Here is a 20761-nt window from a genome sequence, read left to right as displayed (position 1 = left end):
TACGCCAGATGCAGCAAATGCCGCCGGGCCCAACCTAAGGCTAGTGGGGAGGAGCTGCACCAGAGGCCGTCTGCAAAATAGCCTGCATGCGGGCGGCCAGCTGTTGGCGGTCAAAGTCCCGTAGGGCTAGCTGCCGGCCGCGCGCGCCGGCCTCGGCCAGCGCGGCGGGTGCGGCTAGCACCGCTTGCAATTGCGTGGCCAGGGCCACGGCGTCGCCAGCCGGGGCATACCAGCCGCAGCCGTGCTCTTCGACCAGCTTCTTGGTCCAGCCCTGGTTCGTAACCACCACGGGCGTGCCCACGGCCAGCGCGTCGTAGAGCTTGGCTGGCGAGTTAGTGTCCAGCACAGGCAGGTTTAGAAAAGACACCAGCGCCACATCGGCCAGCGCAAACCAGCTAAATACCGCGTGCCGCGGCTGCCCGCCCACCAGCCGGATGCGCCCCGGCCAGCGGGCGGCCGCCGCTGCTACTAATGGCTCGTAGTAGCCGTGGCCCAAGAATACCCACGTCACGGCTGGGTCGGCAGCTGCCATCGCTTCGGCCGCCGCTACCACGGTAGGCATATCGTTGGCCCGGCCAAACGTGCCCGCGTAAAGCACTACTTTTCGACCACCTAGGGCGTGCGCTTGGCGCAGTGCCGCCACAGCCTCGGGCGTGGCGCGGGCCGCCAGGTTGAGGTCGGTGCCATTGAGCAATGTGGTAATTTTAGAAGCGGGCAAGCCTAGGTCGGCCACGTAAGCACTCATGTCGGGCGAGAGCGGGACGATGTGCGCCGCGCTGTCATAGAGTCGTTTTTCTAGCGCAAACAGCTGCCTTCGGGCCAGCGCGGTGGGCACAGCGCCCATCGCCACCGGAAACGAGGGCCACAAGTCCTGCACCTCAAACACCCACGGCACGCGCCAATACCGCGCCACCCGCGCCGCCGCCCACGCCGCCGTTAAGGGCGTGCTGATGCCCCACACCACATCGGGGCGACCTAGGCGGCGGCCCGCCCGCACCGCCCACGCCGCGTACTGCGCAAAGGCCAGCGCTCGGCGCGCCGGCCCCATCTTATTATCATAGGGCACATCGGCCTCGTGCAGCTCCACCCCCGGCGGCACCCAGGCAAACTCCTGGGTTAGCTGCTGGCTGCGCCAAGCTGGGGTAGTTAGCAGCGTCACGCGATGGTGCTTCACCAGTTCAGTCAGCAGCGTGTAATGCCGGCTAGTGGCCGGGCAGTCGGGGCTGGTATGGTACTGGCTAAAAACGGTGACGTGCAAGGATACTGAGACTTATGAATTATAAGGGGTTATTCACCAGCGCTGCAATCCTATTAGCTCTTCTTAGGTCGATAGTGCGACTCAGTCAAAATGCGCTGGGCATCTTTTTCAGCCATGAGCTGCGCAAGAGTGACACCGGGGTGCTCAGCCATGTACTTGCGGATAATTTGCAAGCCCACCCACTGACCTACCCGGCCGGGGCAGGTGGCGTCGATTTCGGGCACGTTGGGTCGCTCAGCCACGTATTTCTGAATCAGAAAAGGTGTGCTTGAGTACAGCAGGTTATTCTCCAAAAAATGCCCCCATACCTTAGCCTCGTTAAACTGTAATCCGCTTAGTTCTTTGCGGGTATAGCCCATGAGCAACGTATCGGGTGCACAAGGCAGCACCTGCCCCGCGAAGTACAGGCGCTTGCCTTGGCTTATCATCTCGTCGAGTACCGACGGGGCTGCGAGCTTGCGCGGCACGTACTTACCCGCTACCGCTGTGGCAAGGGTAGGCAGCAAGTTGGCCGGGCGATAGCGCCTCAGCATATAGCCCGGTAGGTCGGGCCGGTAGCTGGCTTTCGGCCCGATGTACCAATCTAGACTGAGTACCAGCAGGCTATCATTTACAAAAATGTCTTTACCCAGCAGCCCGCTCACGTAGGTGGCTGCTACGGGCGGCGTCTTGAAATCGGGGAAGTAGTAATGGACTTTCCCAAACATCGTCCCTAGGTCGTGCCGTAAGCTTGCCGAATCGGGAAAGGCTGCCGCCGTCTCGCGCCCTAGCTTCTCCAAATCTGGGTTAGTAGCAAGCTGAGCTAAGCTGTTAGCCAGCGCATTGGGCGAAGGCGCCTGCCCCACTTGCAAATAATATCGCGCAAACGCCGGGTTAGCTTGCAAAAACTGCAACCCTTGGGCCGGATTTTTAATCTGAAAAAAAGCGTGCTCCAAATGCTTTAGCGGCAGCGATGCCACGGGCGCACTAGCGGCCGGGTCAGGGCGGCAGCCGCCAGCCTCTTCGCCTTGCTTGCAGCCAGCCAGCAGGGCCACGCCCGCCAAAAGGAGGGCCTTCGGATAGAGAGATATTTTCAAGGCTAAGTTAATTTCGCGTAAAATTACACTTTTCCAACGTCGTGCTATACTGTCAAGTGCCTGATAGCCGTTCCATTTTCACTTTATGAAAAAAATACTCCTCACCGTAGCTGCCCTGGCAGTAGCTCCTGCCGCCTTCGCGCAAGTTGAAATTGGCCTGAAGGTATCGCCTTCTATTGTGTACCTGCGCCCCGACTCACCTGGCGCCACCTCGTTTACGTCCGAGAAGGCAAAGCTTAGCTTCGGCGGCGGCATTTTTATGGATTACTTTTTTGGCGAAAACTATGCGTTCAACACGGGCTTGTTCCTAACGGGCAAAGGCGGTACTATCGCGTATAACGACCGAGCGGCGGCCCCCGCTGGTGGTACTACGGGCGTGCGCGTCGAGCAGAAAATAGCTATGCAATACCTAGAGCTGCCGCTCACCGTCAAGCTCTTCACCAATGAGGTGGCCCCCGATACCCGCGTTTACTTTCAAGTAGGTGGTTCGGTGGCTGTGCCCGTGCAGGTGCGCATCAACGGTGATAAATACTACACTGACCCTTACGACAATAAAAACCAAACCAAAGCTGGCAAGCACATTTTTGACATCGATGCCAACATCATTGGTGGGGCTGGCGTAGAGTACCAGCTTGGGCAAAGCACCAAGCTACTTGCCGGCCTTAGCTACCACCACGGCCTGGTTGACTTCGACCGTTACTTCGAGCGCACCCGTGGTTTCAGCGACGTAAACATCAAGAACAGTGTCTTCGCGCTCGACCTAGGGCTCAAATTCTAACCGCAGATTAAAACGGATTTGTCGGATTAAACGGATACGCCCGCCGGCAGCGGGCTGACTATTGAAACGCAGGGTAGCCTTCGGCTAACCTCTAATCAGTTTAGGGCCGGCGAAGCCGCTCCTGCGTTCATATAGTCAGCCCGCCGCCGGCGGGCGTATCCGTTTAATCCGACAAATCCGTTTTAATCTGCGGTCTCGATATGCGGCATTTCGCGGTCTTGGGCGCGGGCCATGGCAGCGGCGGCCGAGTGTAGCTCTATCTGTTCGCCATGCTCGTCCTCGATGCGGAAGTCGGTGAGACCTAAGGAAGTGTCCTTCATTACCTTCACCCACTTGTAATACTTCAGGTACCACTTCATCTGCCTGCTTACCAAGCCTTTGGTGTAGAAAGCATGCAGGAAGGGATGTACGTAGAGAGTGATACCAGCTTGGTTTTGGTTGAGCAGTAGGTCGTCGATGCTATTGTCAATCTCATCCGTAACCTGGATGGAGGCCGAAATCTTGCCGGTGCCGCCGCAAGTGGGGCACACCTCGCCGGTCACGATGGTTTCGGCTGGCCGCACCCGCTGGCGGGTTATCTGCATCAGCCCAAACTTAGTGATGGGCAGAATGGTAAACTTGGCCTTATCCTGCTTCATGATGTGGTACACCGCATCCTCCACCTTCTTGCGGCTCTCGGCGGCGCGCATGTCGATAAAGTCAACTACGATGATACCACCCATGTCGCGCAGGCGCAGCTGCCGAGCTACCTCTTTAGCAGCCAGTAGGTTAATCATGAGGGCCGTAGCCTCTTGGTCGTTTTCCTGGTTGCTCTTCGAGCCCGAGTTCACGTCTACCACGTGCAGGGCCTCGGTGTGCTCTATCACGAGGTAGCCGCCGCCCGGCACGCTCACGGTCTTGCCAAACAGCGTTTTCAGCTGCTTTTCAATCCCTAGGTGCTCAAATACCTTGGCTTTGTTGTTGTGCAGCTTCACCAGACCGGCGCGGTCGGGCGCAATCTTCTGCACGTAGTCGCGCATTTCTTCAAACCGTGCCGGCGTGTCCACCACAATCGAGTCGAACGACTCGTTGAGCATGTCGCGCAGCATCGACGAGGTGCGGCCAAGCTCGCCCAATACCTTGTCGCGGGGCTGGCCCTTGCGCAGGTTGGCATACAGCGTTTCCCAGTTCTCGACCATGCTCTGCATGTCTTTGTCGAGCTCAGCTACTTCGCGGCCCTCGGCCACCGTGCGGATAATAACGCCGAAGCCTTCGGGCTTAATGCTGGCAATGAGCCGCTTGAGCCGGTCGCGCTCGGCCTTGCTAACTATCTTTTTGGAAACGCTGATGGTATTGGTAAAAGGCATCAATACCAGGTAGCGGCCCGCCATCGAAATATCGGTACTTACCCGCGGCCCCTTAGTCGAAATGGGCTCCTTGATAACCTGCACCAAGATGGCCTGGCCTTTCTTGAACACGTTATCGGCCTTGCCTACTTTTTCGAGGGGCGGCTCTAGGGTAAATTTTTCTAGGCCAGCGGTTTGAGCCTGGTGCTTCATCACGCTGGTTACCCACTTGTTGAGAGAGGGGTACTGCTCGCCTAGGTCGCCGTAGTGCAGAAAGGCATCCTTCTCGGAGCCTATATCCACAAAGGCCGCGTTGAGGCCCGGCATGACCTTGCGCACGGTGCCCAGGAAGATGTCACCCACCGCATAGTTGGTGTCGTTGCGGTCGAAGTGATATTCAATCAGCCGCTTATCCTGGAGCAAGGCAATCCGCTCACCCTCGGGGGTCGAATTGATTATTAATTCATTGCTCAACGTATTAGGTTGGTTAAAATAGCCCTAGGCCGGCTTCGCCGACATGGGTTGCCCCGAAACTGGCAAAAGGGAAGCCAGGACCAAGAGTGTCCCAGCTTCCCCTCGCGAGCCACGGCCCCAACTTCGCTTAGCGAAGCCGGCTGGCACACCACGTTAGTCGTCCGCGTGGCGGAGGCTACGTGAGAGATAGGCGGGCGGCTGGCATTGCTGCTAGTCGCCCCGCCCCCTACACCGCACGAAGTCAGAAGATTACTTCTTCTTGTGACGGTTCTTGCGCAGGCGCTTCTTGCGCTTGTGGGTGGCGATTTTATGGCGTTTACGTTTTTTACCGCAGGGCATCTTCGGATGAGTTAAAAGTTAGAAATGAGGTATCTAGAAGTAGGGTAAGCTGAATTAGCCCGGCAAGTTACGCATAATAACTGGCTGGCTGGTAGGCGTACCTACTGAAGCTTGGCGAGTTCTTCTTCCACCGACGCGGCCAGGGCCGGGTCTTGGCTGAGACTTTTCGCCTTGAGAAAGGCCGCCTTGGCACCCGCGGCCCGGTTGGTCCGAGCCAGCGTCACGCCCAGGTAAAACTGACCTTCTACGTTATTAGGGTTAACTTGAACGAGCTGTGCAAAGCGCTCAGCCGCTTTGTCGTACTGGTTGCTTTGAATCGCCAGAACGCCTAGGTTATACAGTACCTTTTCGTTTTTGGGGTCTTGCTCCAGTACCTCACGTAGCAGCGAAATGCCCTTCACTGGGTTGTCGCTACTCATGTAAGCCATACCTAGGTTAGTCTTAGCGTCTAGGTTGTTGGGGTTGGCGGTTAGTACATTGTCATACAGCTCCCGCGCCCGTTCGCCTAGCATTTTTTTCCGCGCTTCCGATGAGGCGAAGCTATAAGCTTGAAAGTAAGCATCGGCCGCCTTCTGCCACGCCTTTTCGGCGGGCTGCGCCAGCGCTACTTCTGCATAGTAGTACCCCGCACTGTCGAAGCGCTGCACAGCTTCGTAGTGGCTGCCTAGGTCCAGAGATACTTGGCGGCGAGTAGCTGCATCGGTACCCGCTTTGTACTTAGCCAGCAGCTCGTTGAGCTCGCGGCGCTGCGTAGCATTGGCTTGCGTGTGCGGCGCGGCGGCTGTGCCGCCTGCCTCATCTGGCCCCTCGGTGGCCGTTGCGGCTGTGCGCGGGCCCGACGACGCTTCGGTCTTTGAGCCGTTGGTAGCCATGCCGCCACCGTCGCGATTAGCGGTGCGGGCGGCATCCTGAGTTAACTCGGCCTTGCTTTCCTTGGGCTTCACAATACCCTTGGGCAGTGCGTAAAGTCCCCCGGCCAGCGCCAAAGCGCCAACCAGCAGTAAAGCTTGATGCGTACCAGTGCGGGAAAGAGACATAGGGAAAGTAAAGCAGTAAGAAAGCAATGGGGTGAGGAGGCTGGAGATAATAGCTAAAACCCAACGGGCTGGCTATCACCACGCTAACCTCCTCACCCCATCACTTTTCACTTCAACTCAAACTAGGATTTAGCCTTTTTAGCCTTAGGAGCTTTGGCTTTAGGAGCGGCATCTTCGCCAACTACTTTTTTGCTGCCTTTGATTTTGGCTACGAACGTCTTGCTGGGCTTGAAGCTCGGAATGTAGTGCTCGTCGATGATGAGCGACGTATTTTTAGAGATGTTGCGGGCTACTTTGCGGGCGCGCTTCTTGTTTACGAACGAGCCGAAGCCACGCACGTAAATGTTGTGGCCCTCGGTCATAGAGTCCTTCACTACTTTGAAGAAGGCTTCTACGGTCGTCAGCACATCGGCTTTCTCGATGCCGGTTTTCTGCGAAATTTCGGAAATTACCTCAGCTTTGGTCACGTTGGTAAGGGGTACTGGAAGTGAAAAAAATGATTTTGTCGGACGCTTAATCCTCCGTTTTCCGGCGTAAGCCCTTGCCCGGTAAGGGGTTGCCATTGGAAATCGGACCACAAAGGTACTTCTTTTTTTTCGTTTGGCCAATGGTTGACCTCAAAATTGACCTTTGTCAAAATATTCTGCCTCATTCTCTTGCTTGCTCCTACCGCTCCGGCGGCTGCTTCGCCAGCCCCGTCGTTCCTAGCCTCGGCTTTGCTAAATTGGTATCCGCGCCACCACCGCGACTTGCCTTGGCGCCACACCCGCAATCCCTATGCTATATGGCTATCTGAAGTTATTTTACAGCAAACGCGCGTCGCGCAAGGCTTGCCATATTACCTTGATTTTCTGACATCTTATCCTACCGTACAAGACCTGGCTGCCGCCCCCGAGCAGGAGGTGCTGCGCCACTGGCAGGGATTGGGCTACTATTCGCGCGCTCGCAATATGCACCATACGGCCCAGCAGGTAGTGCGCGAGTTTGGGGGGCAGTTTCCGGCTACCTATACTGGGCTGCGGCAGCTCAAAGGGGTAGGGCCTTACACGGCGGCGGCTATCGCATCTTTTGCGTTCGACGAGGCCGTGGCTGTGCTCGATGGCAATGTTTTTCGGGTGCTAGCCCGCATTTTTGGATTGCATTCCGACATTGCTGCCCCCGCTTCGCGCAAGGAGTTTCAGGCCGTGGCCGACCAGCACCTGCCTCCGGCCCACGCGGCCGAGTTCAACCAAGCCATCATGGAGTTTGGGGCCTTGCAGTGCACGCCTCTCAAGCCCGACTGCTTGTTCTGCCCGCTGCAAAGCCAGTGCTGGGCGTTTCAGCACGGCGAGGTGGCGCTGCTGCCCATCAAGAGCAAGGCCAAGGCAGTGCGCACGCGGTACTTCCACTACTTCGTGCTGTGCCACGGCGAACGGCTCTATTTAAAAGAGCGGCCGGGCGGCGATATCTGGCAAGGATTGTACGACTTTGCGCTGGCCGAAACCGACGGCGCTGCGATGTCCGCGGCCGAGGTATTGCGCCACGTGGAGGCCCTAGGTGGGGTGCTGGCCACCACTCAGGTAGCCGAGGACCGGCCCGCCGCCTCCTTGCGCCAGGTGCTAAGCCACCAGAAACTCGAAGCCCGCTTTCATACAGTAGAACTAGCCGCTGCCCTCCCCGAAGCGGCCACGCGCGACCTAGGCCTGCGGGCTTATTCGGCCGGTGAGATAGAAAACCTACCTAAGCCAGTGCTTATAAGTAACTATCTCGCCAAAGCTGGCTAACACCCTATAAACTAATGCTATTATTTTTGGTAAAATTGCCAATAATATTTGCATATGCCGGCCGCTATTTGTAATTTTAAACTGTCGAACACTCTAGGTGTCGACGGCTTGCATTTCACTTTTTAAACTAGCAAAGACTAGCAACTAACATGGCCGGAGTAAATAAAGTAATTCTGGTGGGCAACCTCGGCAAAGACCCCGAAGTACGCCACCTCGAGAGCGGGAATAGTGTGGCACACTTTACCTTGGCTACCAACGAGTATTATAAAGACAAGCAGGGTAACCGCGTTGAGCGTACCGAGTGGCACAATATTTCGGCGTGGCGCGGCTTGGCCGAACTGGCCGAGAAATACCTCAAAAAGGGCACCCAGGTATATATAGAAGGCAAGCTGCGCACGCGCCAATACCAGGACAAAGACCAGCAGACGCGCTACATCACCGAGATTATCGCCGATGAGATATCGCTCCTAGGTGGTCGGCCAGGCCCGGGCAGCGCTGCCGCGCCCAGTGCCAGCACGGAGGAAAACGTGAGCCTGCGCCAAGAGCCCGAGCTTGACAAACTTCCATTCTAAGGGCTGAGTTAGCTTCCTATCAGAATCTCTACCTAGCGCCCCGGCACCAAGCCGGGGCGTTTTGGTGTTGGGCCGGGTAGCCGCCTGCTACCTTTGGGTTGATTCTGGCTTTGTATCTCATGACTTTCTCCCGATTCTGGGTGTTGCCGCTGCTGGCGGTGTCCAGCTTGGTAGTCGCCTGCTCGTCGGCGCCCGACTACACGCCCAAGCCCAAGGGCTACAACCGCATCGACCTGCCGCCCCACCGCTACCGGGTGCTCAGGCCGGGGCACCCCTACGAGTTTGAGTACTCGACGGCCGCCAAGGTGCTGCGCGATTCGTCGTACCTAGCGCAGCCCGACTGGCTCAATATCTACTACCCGCAGCTGCACGCCAATGTGCAGATTACTTATACCGATGTAGTGCGCGACCGCAAGCTCTATAATAAAATGATGGAGGATGCGCGCAAGCTCACGGGCAAGCACCAGATTAAAGCCACTTCAATAGAAGAGAAAATACTGCGTACTCCCAATGGCATGCGCGCTTCGGTGTTTGAGCTAGAGGGCGAGGTGCCGAGCCAGTTTCAGTTTTATACCACCGACAGCACCAAGCACTTCTTTCGGGCGGCGCTCTACTTCCGCACCGCCACAGCCAACGACTCGCTGGCGCCGGTGATAGAGTACGTGAAATACGATATGATTAAGCTGCTGAATTCGTTGAAGTACAAAAAATAGTACATGCCTCTTGCTGATAGCGGAGTATTGTCTCTAGTCAGCGCTAAGTAATTAAACATCATATAAGAAAAGCTAGCAGCTACCAGCCAAAAGCTAACAGCTGGATACATGAGTAACTTTTTTAACACGAAGCTGGAGTACCTGCGCGGCGTGGGCTTGCAGCGGGCGCAGCTGCTGGGCAAGGAGCTAGGACTGTTTACCTACGGCGACCTTATCCAGCGCTATCCGTTTCGCTACCTCGACCGCACGCAGTTTTATAACATCGTAGACTTGCACGACGACATGTCGTTTGTGCAGGTGAAGGGCATCCTGCGCGGCCGCGAAGTGATAGGGGAGGGCCCTAAGAAGCGCCTCGTGGCCAAGGTAGGCGACGCCAGTGGCGAGCTAGAGGTAGTGTGGTTCAAGGGCGTGAACTACCTGGAGAAGGTCATCAAAAACCACCAGGAATACATTGTATTCGGCAAGCCCACCATGTTCAATGGCCGCCCCCAAATGGCCCACCCTGAGCTGGAAGAAGTAACTGAGCAGAAGGCAGGCCAGAGCTTTTTGCAGCCGGTATACAACACCAGCGAAAAGCTAAAAAACTACCACCGCATTGATAGCAAAGCTATTATGCGCATGGTGAGCGACCTGCTGAAAATTGCGCTGCCGCAGGTGACCGAAACGCTGTCGCCGGCCCTGATTCAGCAGTACGGGCTGATGGATAAGGCATCGGCTTTGCAGCAAATTCACTTTCCGCAGAACCAGGATTTGCTGGATAGGGCGCGGTTTCGGCTCAAGTTTGAGGAGCTGTTTTACGTGCAGCTCAAACTCTTGCGCCAGAAAGACCAGCGCAAAGTGACCCTAGCTGGGCAAGTCTTCAATGAAGTGCCCACGCTGGTGCACTTCTATAAGGACATCATGCCTTTCGACCTGACAGGCGCGCAAAAGCGGGTCATCCACGAGATTTACAAAGACTTCTTGGCTGGCAAGCAGATGAACCGGCTGCTGCAGGGCGACGTGGGTTCGGGCAAGACCATCGTGGCCTTTATCTCGATGCTAATGGCCGCCGACAACGGCGCCCAAAGCTGCCTGATGGCGCCTACCGAAATATTGGCTGACCAGCATTACCAGGGCCTCAAAGTGTACGCCGACCAGCTCGGCATTAACCTAGGTAAGCTGACGGGCAGCACGCCCACCCGCGTGCGGCGTGAGTTGCACGAGCAGCTGCGCGAAGGCACCATGCAAATGTTGGTAGGCACCCACGCGCTGCTCGAAGACGTGGTACAGTTTCGCAACCTAGGGCTGACCATCATGGACGAGCAGCACCGCTTTGGCGTGGCGCAGCGCTCGAAGCTGTGGCAGAAAAATCCTTACGTGATTCCGCACGTGCTTGTGATGACGGCCACGCCCATTCCGCGCACGCTGGCCATGACGCTCTACGGTGACCTCGACGTGAGCGTGATTGACGAGCTGCCCGCTGGCCGCAAGCCCATCGTGACAGTGCATCGCTACGATGCCAACCGGTTGAAGGTGTTTCAGTTTGTGCGCGACCAGGTGGCCCTAGGTCGGCAGGTGTACATCGTGTATCCGCTTATTGAAGAAAGCGAAACACTCGATTACAAAGACCTGACCGACGGCTACGAAAGCGTGAGCCGTGCCTTCCCGGAGATGCAAATTAGCATCGTACACGGGCGTATGTCGGCCGAGCAGAAAGACTTTGAGATGGCGCGCTTCGTGAATAAGGAAACCCAGATAATGGTGGCGACCACCGTTATCGAAGTGGGCGTGAACGTGCCCAACGCCTCGGTAATGATAATTGAGAGCGCCGAGCGCTTTGGCCTCTCGCAACTGCACCAGCTGCGCGGGCGAGTAGGGCGCGGCGCCGACCAGAGCTATTGCATCCTGATGACAGGCTACAAGCTAAGCAAAGACAGCCGTACGCGCCTCGAAACAATGGTACGCACCAACAATGGCTTCGAAATAGCCGACATCGACCTGAAGCTGCGCGGCCCAGGCGATTTGATGGGCACGCAGCAGAGCGGCGTGCTCGACTTGCTCATTGCCGACCTGGCCAAAGATGGGCGCATCCTCACCGAAAGCCGGGCCGCCGCGCAGGCCATCCTAAACAACGACCCCGACCTAGCACGCCCCGAGCACGGCAACATTCGGCGCCACATCGAGAGCTTGCCTGCTACGGCCGTGAACTGGAGCCGGATAAGCTAAGTTTTTGGCCGGTAAGTGCAATAAAAAAGCGGCTCTTTAAGAAGCCGCTTGCTGAATTATAAGAAATAGCCGCGCGAAGCCTGTGACTGAGCTGTTTGAGCCTGCTCAGGAATGGGCTTCGGCTTGAGCAGCGGAGTGGACGTGTAGCGAGCGAGCGCCAAAGGCAAGGCTTGCACGGTAGGAGTAGACGGACGAGTCGTCGCTAGGGGGGCGATAGCCGCCGGCTGCAAATAGCGCCCAATGATGATAAGCGCGAAGAGCGAGCTGATTTTAGCGAAAGATTTCATGAATGAAGCGCTGCTGGAAGGGTGGTAGAGAGCAGCGGGTTTAAAGTGATTTTTCTAAACTATCGGGAGCTAAAGAGTGGGTGGGAGAGAAGAAGGATAGAGTATATACAGTGCTGCTTGAGCAGCGCGGCGATTAAACGACTGCTCGGCAATAAGGTTGCTTGGCGAGCCGTATTCTATTACAAAAGTAACTGATATAAAGCGAAAAATATTGTCGCAAGATTATCCTTTGGCCTAGGTAGCTTGGTTGAGGCTGGCACGAGTGGCGTTGCACAAAGGCCTTAGGAGGTACTTTTGGGCAGTAGAAATACCTAGGGCTCCTAGGTAGGTGATTTTTAATTTTAACATGATGCGTCGTTTCACAGTTGCCCTTACCCTAATGGTGGGTGGGCTAATAGGCACTGGCTTCTCGGCCCACGCGCAGAAAGTAAAATCAGCGCCGTTTAGCTACTTGCCGGAGCAAGGGGAGGACCGTTACAACCAGCGCGTGCCCCACAAAACGCTGGCCCTGGCCGATGGCAGCGGGTTTGTTATTCTAGCTCATCAAAGTGGTAGTGCTTATGCCGTCGAGCGCTACAGCGCCGATCTTAAAAAGCAGTGGAGCACAACCTTGCCTATTGCGCCCGGCGAAACGGTGGAGGCCTTCGGCCGCAGCGCTGAGCAGGCCTGGGTGGTGCTTCATCATACCGACGAAAATGGCCAGAACCTGACCGTGCAGCCCGTGGCCCTGGCCGGTGGCCAAAAAGGCAGCCCTGCAGTGCTAGTGACAGCTGGTGCCAGCGAGCGCCGGCCCAGCGTGCGCCTCTCGCCCGACGGCACCCGGCTACTGGCTTATCGCTACGCCACTCGCGAGGAGCAAGTACGCAGCTTGGTGGGCTCGCTCTACGACCAGAAGCTGACGAAAATCATGGACCGCACCTATGATTTTCGCGACCAGGGCGACTTCTTCTCGCCCAATATCATTTTGGCCAACGATGGCACGCAATACGTGACGCTGCTCGGCGATGCCATGCGCAAGCTCACCGTGCGGCGCTACCCGGCTACACCCGACCGCCCCAGCGCGTCTACTACCGTGCCAGTACTAGGCGCACCGGTGGGCGGCGTGTTTGAGGGCAAGCCCATTACTATTCGCGATGCCAAATTCAGCTTGCTGCCCGATGGGCAGTTGTACGCCGCCGCGCTGTGCGCCAATTACGACACCGGCGAGCTGACTGGCCTGAAAGTAGTACGTTTCGACTTTGAGAACAAAAGCCTCAAGCTGGCGCCTGAATTGCCCTTTGCCCCTACTTACCTCGCCGAAGTGGGCAAAGCCACAGGCACCGAGCCGAAACGACTGGAGGATATCTATTTGGCCGATATGCTCCTATCGGAAAATAAGAACTTAGTCATCATTGCTGAGCGGCATTTTGAGGAAGGCGGCCCCGACCAGCCAGTGCATGCCCGCGAGCTTCACGTCTTCGGCTACAGCGCATTCGTGACGCCTACCTGGCACCTAGTAGTGCCCAAAGAACAAGTAGCACCAGCTATTGATAGCTACACCGGCATCGGCTTTCGGGCAGCTGTCTTTGGCGAAGATGTGCAGCTGCTAACGCTAGAAACCATTGGTGGGAAGTCGGACCTTTACCTGCGCCATATACAAGCACGCAACGGCTTCCTAGGTACCCTGCAGCGCCTCAAACTCAACGTAGCCAACGACCAACAACTGGCTTATGTAAAAGACTTCACCACATGGCTCGGGCCCAAGGAAATTATCGGCGTCAGCCGCCCCAGCAAAAAATCAGCGGCCCTGCAGCTGAACGAAGTGAAGCTCAAATAAATCGCAGATTGTAACGGATTTAACGGATTACGCAGATACGCCCGCCTTCGGCAGGCTGACTAAGTTATCGGAAAACTCGTTAGTACTAGCTACAAACAGAGAAGGCTGCTCGTGAGAGCAGCCTTCTCTGTTTGTACTGAGGAAGCCAGATAGTCAGCCTGCCGAAGGCGGGCGTATCTGCGTAATCCGTTAAATCCGTTACAATCTGCGATTAATAGATGTACTCGTTGGCTTCGATGAGCTTGGCAGCTACGCGGCGGCGAGCATCCTTCACGTTGAAGAGGTCGGGCTTAGTGAAGCGCTTGAGGCCCATACTCATCAGGCGCTGCTCGTCGCCCTCAGTCATGCTAGCGATGGCTTCGCGGCCTGATTTCTCGACCAGGTCAATGGCGTCGGAGAGGTATACGCGGGCCATATCGAGCTGCTGAGCCAGCGCCTCTTCGCCTTTGGCGGCAATTTCCTTTTCGACGCGCAGTAGCGTGCTTTCGGCCACGTAGGTTTTGATGGCCATGTCAGCGATGTTCATCAGTACTTCCTGCTCTTTGGCGAGCGAGTTCATGTACTTCTGTACGGCCGTGCCGGCCACCATGAGGGTAGCCTTCTTGAGGTTGGCGATGGCTTTCTTTTCAGCAGCAAAGGCCGAGTCGTCGCTTTCGCCCATGCTCGGGATGGCCATGAGTTCCTGCTGCACGGCTTGGGCTGGACCCATTAGGTCGATTTCGCCTTTCAGACCCTTCTTCAAAATCATGTCCACGGCCAGCATCCGGTTGATTTCGTTGGTGCCCTCGAAAATCCGGTTGATGCGCGAGTCGCGGTAGTTGCGGTCCATGGGATAGTCGGCCGAGAAGCCGTAGCCACCATAAATCTGCACGCCCTCGTCGGTCACGTAGTCAAGTACCTCCGAGCCTTCTACTTTCAGCATGGCACACTCCACCGCAAACTCGCGGGCGGCGCCCAATAGTGCTTCGTTGGTACCCATGCCGCTGGCCATTAGCTCCTGCTCTTTGCGGTAAATGTCCTCGCCGGCGCGGTAGATGGCCGACTCTACGGCGTACATCCGGATGGCCTGCTGCGCCAGTTTATAGCGAATAGCGCCAAACTTCGAGATGGGCAGCTTGAACTGCACGCGCTCGTTGGCATATTTCACGCTTTGCGTAGCGGTGGCTTTGGCGCCACCTAGGCAGGCAGCAGCCAGCTTGATACGGCCGATATTCAGCACGTTAAACGCGATGAGGTGGCCTTTGCCAATCTCGCCCAGTACGTTTTCCTTGGGCACTAGCGCATCGGTCAGGAACACCTGGCGGGTGCTGCTCCCCTTGATGCCCATTTTGTGCTCCTCGTTGCCGAGGCTCAGGCCGGGCGTGTCTTTGTCCACGATAAAGCCCGTGAACTGCTCGCCGTCAATCTTGGCAAACACGATAAACACGTCGGCAAAGCCGGCGTTGGTAATCCACATTTTCTGGCCGTTCAACACGTAGTGCGTGCCCTCTGCATTGAGCACGGCCTTGGTTTTGGCACCTAAGGCATCAGAGCCCGAGCCGGGCTCGGTGAGGCAGTAAGCACCCATCAGCGTGCCATCGGTGAGGCCGGGGATGTACTTCTGCTTCTGCGCATCGTTGCCGAAATATAGAATCGGCAGCAGGGCGATACCCGTGTGCGCCGCAAACGCCACCGGAAACGAGTTGCCGCCGCCCACGCCTTCCGTCACACGCAGCGCGGTCGGGAAGTCCATATTCAGGCCGCCAAACTCCTCCGGCACGCTCACCCCAAACAGACCGAGCTGACCAGCTTTCTCCATCAGGCCGCGCATGAGGCCTTCCTCGTGGTTATCGAGGCGCTCTACCAGCGGGCGCACCTCGGTTTCTACGAAGTCGAGGCAAGTCTGGTACATCATGTTCTGCTCCTCCGAAAAGTCGGCGGGCGTGAATACGTCTTGGGCCTCCGTGGCTTTGATGATGAATTCGCCGCCCTTGGGAGCGGTTTTGTTGGATACTTCCATGATGAACTATGCGGTTGAGTGGGATTGAAACTGTTAGGCTAGCCGAGTATTTAGGCAACAACGCGCCGGGCGTTTTGGTGTTGCAAGATAAGAAAAAAATGTTAGGCGTGCCGAGTATTTAATGAAAAGAAAACCCCGATTATTTCGGGGCAGCTCTAGCGCAGCAGCCAGCTTACAGCCACTTGAAAGGTCCGTGCCAGGTATCATCCAGCGGCCACACTCGCACGGCCGAAACCTCCGGCTGCTGTTGAAGCCAATGACTCAAGGCTTCCCGGTCAGCGTCAGTAGTGGAATTGCGCTCGCCGCGGCTTACGTAGAAGTTGCTCATGTTGCCCCCGATAGATAGCTCTCGCTCGTCCACAAAGTCAAAGAGCTTATCGAAGAAAGCATCTTCGACTTCCGAGTTAGCAGGAATATCCACCTTGAAATCGACGTGGAAACCCATTTCTTGAAACTCTCGAAGCCGTAGCTTCTTGCGTAGTCGTTTTCTTATTGCTTGTATTATCAGATTTTCAGCCAAGCGTGAGCAATTATTACGCTGCCAACGCACGTGCTTTAGCAGCATAGGCCGCCGTGTGAGGAGCGTGCGTGTACATGTGTGCGACTGCTGCTGCTTGACCAGCGGCACGGGCGGCGGCCACAGCAGCGGGTTCGCTGGCAGTGCGGGCGGCAGCATGGGCGCCAAAAGCAGCTTGTCGGCACGCTACCATGCTAGCCTGTCCAGCTACCCATGCGCGCAAGGTGGCTATTGCGTAGCAAGGGCGAGCATCCTGTGGATAGTTCTGTTCAAAAAAAGGCAGAACCTGCTCGGCACAAGCTGCTGCCTCCAGCGCCAGCGCGTGGTGAACGGGTAAGGGCGGATTAGCAAACGGCTTTTTAGCAGGGCTACCCATTCGTATGTTAGTATGCAAACGCTGATGCATGATACGACTAGCTACCCAAAACCAAAAAAGAAGCCCCGCGATTTCACGGGGCTTCTTGCATAAAAATTACTCCTGACTCGGCGCTTTTAGCCGCTGCATAAAGGTCTTGAAAGCCGGGGCCAATTCTTCGAACAGCGGATGCTGCCGGTTCTTAAGCATCACCTCGCTGAACAGCTTCAGACCAATGGCGAACTCGGTCGATTGGCCCGGCTCGGCAAATAGCTGGCGGCTTTGCAGTCGCTCCACGATGCTGAAAATGTCGTCGTGGTTTTCAAAGTCCAGTTCCAGCGGCGCGTGCTGGGGGCTGTCGGGAGCGATACCGGCCACCTGCTCCAGGCGCAGGTGGTATTTATAAGCGCGTTTGCTCATGGGTCTCTACGAAAGGTTGTCCTGCTAGACGCGCGGGTGCCGGCTTTATTTTAGCAGTTCGTAGATACCCGCCACGCCCTGGCCGCCGCCTACACAGGCGGTAACCATGCCGTATTTCTGGCCGCGCGCGCGTAGCTCGTCGAAGAGCTGAATCGAGAGCTTGGCGCCCGAGCAGCCCAGCGGGTGACCTAGTGCAATGGCGCCGCCGTTCACGTTGAGCTTATCCATGTCGATGCCGAGTTCGCGCACTACCGCCAGCGACTGGCAGGCGAAGGCTTCGTTTAGCTCAATCAGGTCGATGTCTTCAAGCTTCATACCAGCTTGGCGCAGGGCTTTCGGTACAGCCTTTATTGGTCCCATGCCCATGATGCGCGGGTCGATACCCTCGCTGGCGTAAGTCACCATGCGGGCGATGGGCTCTAGATTCAGTTCCTTCACCATTTTCTCGCTCATTACCAGCACAAACGCTGCTCCGTCGGAGGTCTGCGACGAGTTGCCAGCCGTGACCGAGCCATTGGCAGCGAATACGGGGCGCAGGCGGGCCAGCGCTTCGAGCGACGTGTCGGCGCGAGGGCCTTCGTCGGTATCTACCACGTAAGAGCGGGTCTTCTTCTTGCCAGTAGCCTGGTCGAGGTAGGTTTCCTCTACCGTGATAGGCACGATGCTCTGCTTGAATTTGCCAGCTGCGATGGCCTTAATGGCCTTTTGGTGCGAGTTATACGAAAACTCGTCCTGGTCCTGGCGCGACACGTTGTAGTCTTTAGCCACGGCCTCGGCCGTTAGGCCCATGCCAATGTAGTAGTCGGGGTGCTGGGTGGCGAGCTTGTAGTTGGGCGCGGTTTTCCAGCCCACGGTGGGCACCATGCTCATGCTTTCGGTGCCGCCCGCGATGATGCAGTCGGCCATGCCAGCCGTGATTTTGCCCACCGCCATCGCGATGGTTTCCACGCCCGAGCCGCAGTAGCGGTTCACGATGAGGCCCGGTACGTTGATGGGCAGCGCCAGCAGTGAGATAAGGCGGCCCATTTGCAGGCCCTGCTCGGCCTCAGGCACGGCGTTGCCCACGATGACGTCATCGACGCGGCTCGGGTCGAGGGCGGGCACCGAGGCCACAAGGTGCTTGATAACCTCGGCCGCTAGGTCATCGGGCCGGGTGAAACGGAAGACGCCCCTAGGTGCCTTGCCGACGGCCGTGCGGTAGCCGGCCACGATATATGCTTGTTGGGAAGACATTTGGTTGTTTCTGTCATGCTGAGCTTGCGAAGCATCTTATCAGGTTCGCAAGGCTCGGGTGGGAAGTTGGTTTCTGACGAAGGCAGCGTGATAAGATGCTTCCTTCGTCAGCATGACACACAGTTAGTTGCGCAGGGGCTTGCCGGTGGTAAGGATAGACTGAATCCGCTCCAGCGTCTTGCGCTCGCCGCACAAGCTCAGGAAGGCCTCGCGCTCCAAATCCAGCAAGTACTGCTCGCTTACCTCGGTGGGGGAGGAGAGGTCGCCGCCGCACATCACATAAGCCAGCTTATTGGCAATTTTCTGGTCGTGCTCCGAAATGTAGTTGCCCGCTTTCATGGCGTACACGCCGCTCATAAACATGCCCAGTGCGCCGCGCCCGTGCACTTTGATGTTCTTTTTCTGCGTGGGCTGGGTGTAGCCAGCATCGGCCAACTCAATAGCGGCGGCCTTAGCCTGGGCAATCACACGGTTCGAATTCACCACGATTTCGTCGCCCCGGCGCAGGAAGCCTAGGTCGAAAGCCTCGGCTGCCGAGGTCGACACCTTGGCCGTGCTGATGGTCATGTACGTGTTGCGCAGCAGGTTGAACTCGGGGTCGCCCTCCTCGTATTTGGCCGCCGTGCGCAGGGTCATTTCCTTAGTGCCACCGCCGCCGGGTATCAGGCCCACGCCAAACTCGACGAGGCCGATGTACGACTCGGCCGAGGCCACCACGCGGTCGCAGTGCAGGTTGAGCTCGCAGCCGCCCCCTAGGGTGAGGCCGTGCGGCGTGCCCACCACCGGAATGCTGCTGTAGCGCATCCGCATCATGGCCTGCTGGAACTGCTGAATCATCATATTCAGCTCGTCAAACTCCTGCTCCAGCGCCTGCATGTACACCAGGCCCAGGTTGGCGCCAGCCGAGAAGTTGGGCGCATCGTTGCCCACTACCAGGCCGCGGTACCCGTTTTCGGCCATCTCCACACCTTTCAACAAGCCCTGGATAACATCGGTACCTAGGGAGTTCATCTTAGAGTGGAACTCCACGTTTAGAATGCCATCGCCGAGGTCGATAACCGAGGCGCCGGCATTCTTCCACAGCACCTTGCCACTGGCGCGCAGGTTATCGAGAATAATAAAGTTCTCGACGCCCGCGATGGGCTGGTAGCTCTTGGTAGTCTGGTCGTAGTACTGGCGCACGCCGCCTTCGACCTTGTAAAAGGTCTGGTTGCCAGCGGCCAGCATTTCCGCTACCCACGGCGCCACGGTGCGCCCGGCAGCCTTGGCCAATTCTACGCCCGCGGGCACCCCTAGGGCGTCCCAGGTTTCAAACGGCCCGAGTTCCCAGCCGAAGCCGGCGCGTAGCGCGTCGTCAATCTTATAGAGCTGGTCAGCAATTTCGGGCACGCGGTTGCTCACGTAGGCGAACAGACCGCCGAAGCTCAGGCGGTAAAATTCGCCAGCTTTGTCCTTGCCGCTCACCAGCACCTTGAAGCGGTCGGCTAGCTTATCAATGGTTTTGGTCAGCTCCAGGGTTGGAAACTTCACTTTCTGCGAGGGCTTGTATTCCAGCGTGTTCAAGTCCAGCGCCTGAATCTCGGACTTGCCGCCTTCGCCCTTCACTTTCTTGTAGAAGCCCTGGCCGGTTTTGTCACCTAGCCATTTGTTCTCGCTCATCTTCTGCACAAACTCGGGCAGCGCGAACACGTCCTTGGCTTCGTCGTTGGGCACGCCCTGAGCCAGGCCATTGGCCACGTTGATTGTCGTGTCGAGGCCCACCACATCGGAAGTGCGTAGCGTGGCCGACTTGGCGTGGCCGATAACCGGCCCGGTCAGCTTGTCGGTTTCCTCCACCGTCAGGCCGAGCTTCTGCATGGTGTGCATGGCATCGAGCAGCGCCCACACACCCACGCGGTTGGCAATGAAGCCGGGCGTGTCCTTGGCCAGCACTACCGTCTTACCTAGGTGCAGGTCACCGTAGTGCTGCACAAAGTCGAGCACCTCGGGCAGCGTTTCCGGGCCCGGAATAATCTCCAGCAGCTTGAGGTAGCGCGGCGGGTTGAAGAAGTGCGTGCCGCAGAAGTGCTGCCGGAAGTCGTCGGAGCGCCCTTCGCTCAGCAGCCGAATGGGGATGCCCGAGGTGTTGCTCGTGATGAGCGTACCCTTCTTGCGAAACTGCTCTACGCGCTCGTAGAGGCTCTTTTTGATGTCGAGGCGCTCCACTACCACCTCAATCACCCAGTCGCAGGTAGCGATGTCTTTGAGATTGTCGTCGAAGTTGCCGGTCGTGATGCGGTTCACCTCGCTTTTGCGGTACAGCGGCGAGGGGTTGGCCGCTACGGTGGCTTGCAGGGCAGCGTTCACGATGCGGTTTTTCACCGCCGGCGCGTCCAGCTTCAAGCCTTTCTTTTCCTCATCGGCCGTCAGCTCCTTGGGGGCAATGTCGAGCAGCAGCACCGGCACGCCGATGTTGGCGAAGTGGCAGGCAATGCGCGAGCCCATGACGCCGGAGCCCAGCACGGCAACTTTCTTGATTACTCGTTTCATAAAATACTTGTCATCCTGAGCGCAGCGAAGGACCTTATCACGCTCGCCGCGCCTGGGTTGGGTGG

The 20761-nt window shown here is 57.3% G+C and carries 18 protein-coding genes; 6 read left to right on the top strand and 12 right to left on the bottom strand.

Going from position 1 to position 20761, the window contains the following annotated elements; translation table 11 throughout:
* Positions 1-40: 40 nt before the first annotated feature.
* The gene (locus tag JAO77_RS16695; RefSeq protein ID WP_198991550.1) at positions 41-1258 is read right to left on the bottom strand and encodes a glycosyltransferase family 4 protein; all 1218 of its coding nucleotides are present in this window, start codon (positions 1256-1258) and stop codon (positions 41-43) included.
* 53 nt (positions 1259-1311) lie between these two features.
* Positions 1312-2334: a gliding motility protein GldB-related protein gene (locus JAO77_RS16690; protein WP_198991549.1), complete on the bottom strand. Its 1023-nt coding sequence runs from the start codon at positions 2332-2334 to the stop codon at positions 1312-1314.
* 85 nt (positions 2335-2419) lie between these two features.
* Here JAO77_RS16690 and JAO77_RS16685 point away from each other — a divergent pair, with 85 nt between their 5' ends.
* On the top strand, positions 2420-3112 hold the full coding sequence (locus JAO77_RS16685) for a porin family protein (RefSeq protein WP_198991548.1): 693 nt from the start codon (positions 2420-2422) through the stop codon (positions 3110-3112).
* Positions 3113-3294: 182 nt separating this feature from the next.
* Here the strand turns inward: JAO77_RS16685 and JAO77_RS16680 are convergent, their stop codons facing one another.
* From JAO77_RS16680 to JAO77_RS16670, 3 genes are all read right to left on the bottom strand, one after another.
* On the bottom strand, positions 3295-4911 hold the full coding sequence (locus JAO77_RS16680; protein ID WP_198991547.1) for an Rne/Rng family ribonuclease: 1617 nt from the start codon (positions 4909-4911) through the stop codon (positions 3295-3297).
* A 440-nt stretch (positions 4912-5351) separates the two neighbouring features.
* The gene (locus tag JAO77_RS16675) at positions 5352-6287 is read right to left on the bottom strand and encodes a tetratricopeptide repeat protein (RefSeq protein WP_198991546.1); all 936 of its coding nucleotides are present in this window, start codon (positions 6285-6287) and stop codon (positions 5352-5354) included.
* A gap of 122 nt (positions 6288-6409) precedes the next feature.
* Entirely contained in the window at positions 6410-6850 is a 441-nt protein-coding gene (locus JAO77_RS16670) for an HU family DNA-binding protein (protein ID WP_198991545.1), read from the bottom strand.
* Between the two features lie 93 nt (positions 6851-6943).
* Between JAO77_RS16670 and mutY the strand changes: the two genes are divergently transcribed.
* From mutY to recG, 4 genes are all read left to right on the top strand, one after another.
* Positions 6944-8050: an A/G-specific adenine glycosylase gene (gene mutY / locus JAO77_RS16665; RefSeq protein WP_213019417.1), complete on the top strand. Its 1107-nt coding sequence runs from the start codon at positions 6944-6946 to the stop codon at positions 8048-8050.
* 149 nt (positions 8051-8199) lie between these two features.
* Positions 8200-8622 (top strand): single-stranded DNA-binding protein, encoded by a 423-nt coding sequence (locus JAO77_RS16660; protein WP_198991544.1) that lies wholly within the window; start codon positions 8200-8202, stop codon positions 8620-8622.
* 119 nt (positions 8623-8741) lie between these two features.
* Positions 8742-9335 carry a gliding motility lipoprotein GldD gene (gene gldD, locus JAO77_RS16655; RefSeq protein WP_198991543.1) on the top strand — a complete coding sequence of 198 codons (594 nt, stop codon included), beginning with the start codon at positions 8742-8744 and terminating at the stop codon, positions 9333-9335.
* 108 nt (positions 9336-9443) lie between these two features.
* Positions 9444-11540: an ATP-dependent DNA helicase RecG gene (recG, locus tag JAO77_RS16650; protein ID WP_198991542.1), complete on the top strand. Its 2097-nt coding sequence runs from the start codon at positions 9444-9446 to the stop codon at positions 11538-11540.
* A gap of 56 nt (positions 11541-11596) precedes the next feature.
* Here the strand turns inward: recG and JAO77_RS16645 are convergent, their stop codons facing one another.
* Positions 11597-11827: a hypothetical protein gene (locus JAO77_RS16645; protein ID WP_198991540.1), complete on the bottom strand. Its 231-nt coding sequence runs from the start codon at positions 11825-11827 to the stop codon at positions 11597-11599.
* Between the two features lie 346 nt (positions 11828-12173).
* Between JAO77_RS16645 and JAO77_RS16640 the strand changes: the two genes are divergently transcribed.
* Positions 12174-13643, top strand: a complete 1470-nt coding sequence (locus tag JAO77_RS16640; RefSeq protein WP_198991539.1) for a hypothetical protein — start codon at positions 12174-12176, stop codon at positions 13641-13643.
* 211 nt (positions 13644-13854) lie between these two features.
* Here the strand turns inward: JAO77_RS16640 and JAO77_RS16635 are convergent, their stop codons facing one another.
* From JAO77_RS16635 to JAO77_RS16615, 6 genes are all read right to left on the bottom strand, one after another.
* Positions 13855-15642, bottom strand: a complete 1788-nt coding sequence (locus JAO77_RS16635; protein WP_198991537.1) for an acyl-CoA dehydrogenase FadE — start codon at positions 15640-15642, stop codon at positions 13855-13857.
* Positions 15643-15814: 172 nt separating this feature from the next.
* Positions 15815-16207: a 50S ribosome-binding protein YggL gene (locus tag JAO77_RS24205; RefSeq protein WP_286192473.1), complete on the bottom strand. Its 393-nt coding sequence runs from the start codon at positions 16205-16207 to the stop codon at positions 15815-15817.
* The gene (locus tag JAO77_RS24570) at positions 16176-16535 is read right to left on the bottom strand and encodes a putative immunity protein (protein ID WP_370550230.1); all 360 of its coding nucleotides are present in this window, start codon (positions 16533-16535) and stop codon (positions 16176-16178) included. The genes JAO77_RS24205 and JAO77_RS24570 overlap by 32 nt, the downstream gene beginning before the upstream one ends.
* 96 nt (positions 16536-16631) lie before the next feature.
* Complete coding sequence (locus tag JAO77_RS16625; RefSeq protein WP_198991534.1) at positions 16632-16934, bottom strand: DUF3861 domain-containing protein; 303 nt, start codon at positions 16932-16934, stop codon at positions 16632-16634.
* Positions 16935-16979: 45 nt separating this feature from the next.
* Positions 16980-18167 (bottom strand): acetyl-CoA C-acyltransferase, encoded by a 1188-nt coding sequence (locus JAO77_RS16620; protein ID WP_198991533.1) that lies wholly within the window; start codon positions 18165-18167, stop codon positions 16980-16982.
* Positions 18168-18290: 123 nt separating this feature from the next.
* Positions 18291-20696, bottom strand: a complete 2406-nt coding sequence (locus JAO77_RS16615; protein ID WP_198991532.1) for a 3-hydroxyacyl-CoA dehydrogenase/enoyl-CoA hydratase family protein — start codon at positions 20694-20696, stop codon at positions 18291-18293.
* Between the last annotated feature and the right edge of the window lie 65 nt (positions 20697-20761).

Origin of the sequence: Hymenobacter sp. BT559 (assembly GCF_016427535.1) — a bacterium.
GTDB lineage: Bacteria > Bacteroidota > Bacteroidia > Cytophagales > Hymenobacteraceae > Hymenobacter.
Note: the sequence above shows the minus strand (reverse complement) of the source record. Positions and strands in the feature narration are given on the sequence as shown.

Coding starts and splice junctions, on each gene's coding strand:
- JAO77_RS16685 (WP_198991548.1), top strand. CDS start 2,420: ATGAAAAAAATACTCCTCACCGTAGCTGCCCTGGCAGTAGCTCCTGCC.
- JAO77_RS16675 (WP_198991546.1), bottom strand. CDS start 6,287: ATGTCTCTTTCCCGCACTGGTACGCATCAAGCTTTACTGCTGGTTGGC.
- JAO77_RS16670 (WP_198991545.1), bottom strand. CDS start 6,850: ATGGCAACCCCTTACCGGGCAAGGGCTTACGCCGGAAAACGGAGGATT.
- JAO77_RS16660 (WP_198991544.1), top strand. CDS start 8,200: ATGGCCGGAGTAAATAAAGTAATTCTGGTGGGCAACCTCGGCAAAGAC.
- gldD (WP_198991543.1), top strand. CDS start 8,742: ATGACTTTCTCCCGATTCTGGGTGTTGCCGCTGCTGGCGGTGTCCAGC.
- recG (WP_198991542.1), top strand. CDS start 9,444: ATGAGTAACTTTTTTAACACGAAGCTGGAGTACCTGCGCGGCGTGGGC.
- JAO77_RS16645 (WP_198991540.1), bottom strand. CDS start 11,827: ATGAAATCTTTCGCTAAAATCAGCTCGCTCTTCGCGCTTATCATCATT.
- JAO77_RS16640 (WP_198991539.1), top strand. CDS start 12,174: ATGATGCGTCGTTTCACAGTTGCCCTTACCCTAATGGTGGGTGGGCTA.
- JAO77_RS16635 (WP_198991537.1), bottom strand. CDS start 15,642: ATGGAAGTATCCAACAAAACCGCTCCCAAGGGCGGCGAATTCATCATC.
- JAO77_RS24205 (WP_286192473.1), bottom strand. CDS start 16,207: ATGCTGCTAAAGCACGTGCGTTGGCAGCGTAATAATTGCTCACGCTTG.
- JAO77_RS24570 (WP_370550230.1), bottom strand. CDS start 16,535: ATGGGTAGCCCTGCTAAAAAGCCGTTTGCTAATCCGCCCTTACCCGTT.
- JAO77_RS16625 (WP_198991534.1), bottom strand. CDS start 16,934: ATGAGCAAACGCGCTTATAAATACCACCTGCGCCTGGAGCAGGTGGCC.
- JAO77_RS16620 (WP_198991533.1), bottom strand. CDS start 18,167: ATGTCTTCCCAACAAGCATATATCGTGGCCGGCTACCGCACGGCCGTC.
- JAO77_RS16615 (WP_198991532.1), bottom strand. CDS start 20,696: ATGAAACGAGTAATCAAGAAAGTTGCCGTGCTGGGCTCCGGCGTCATG.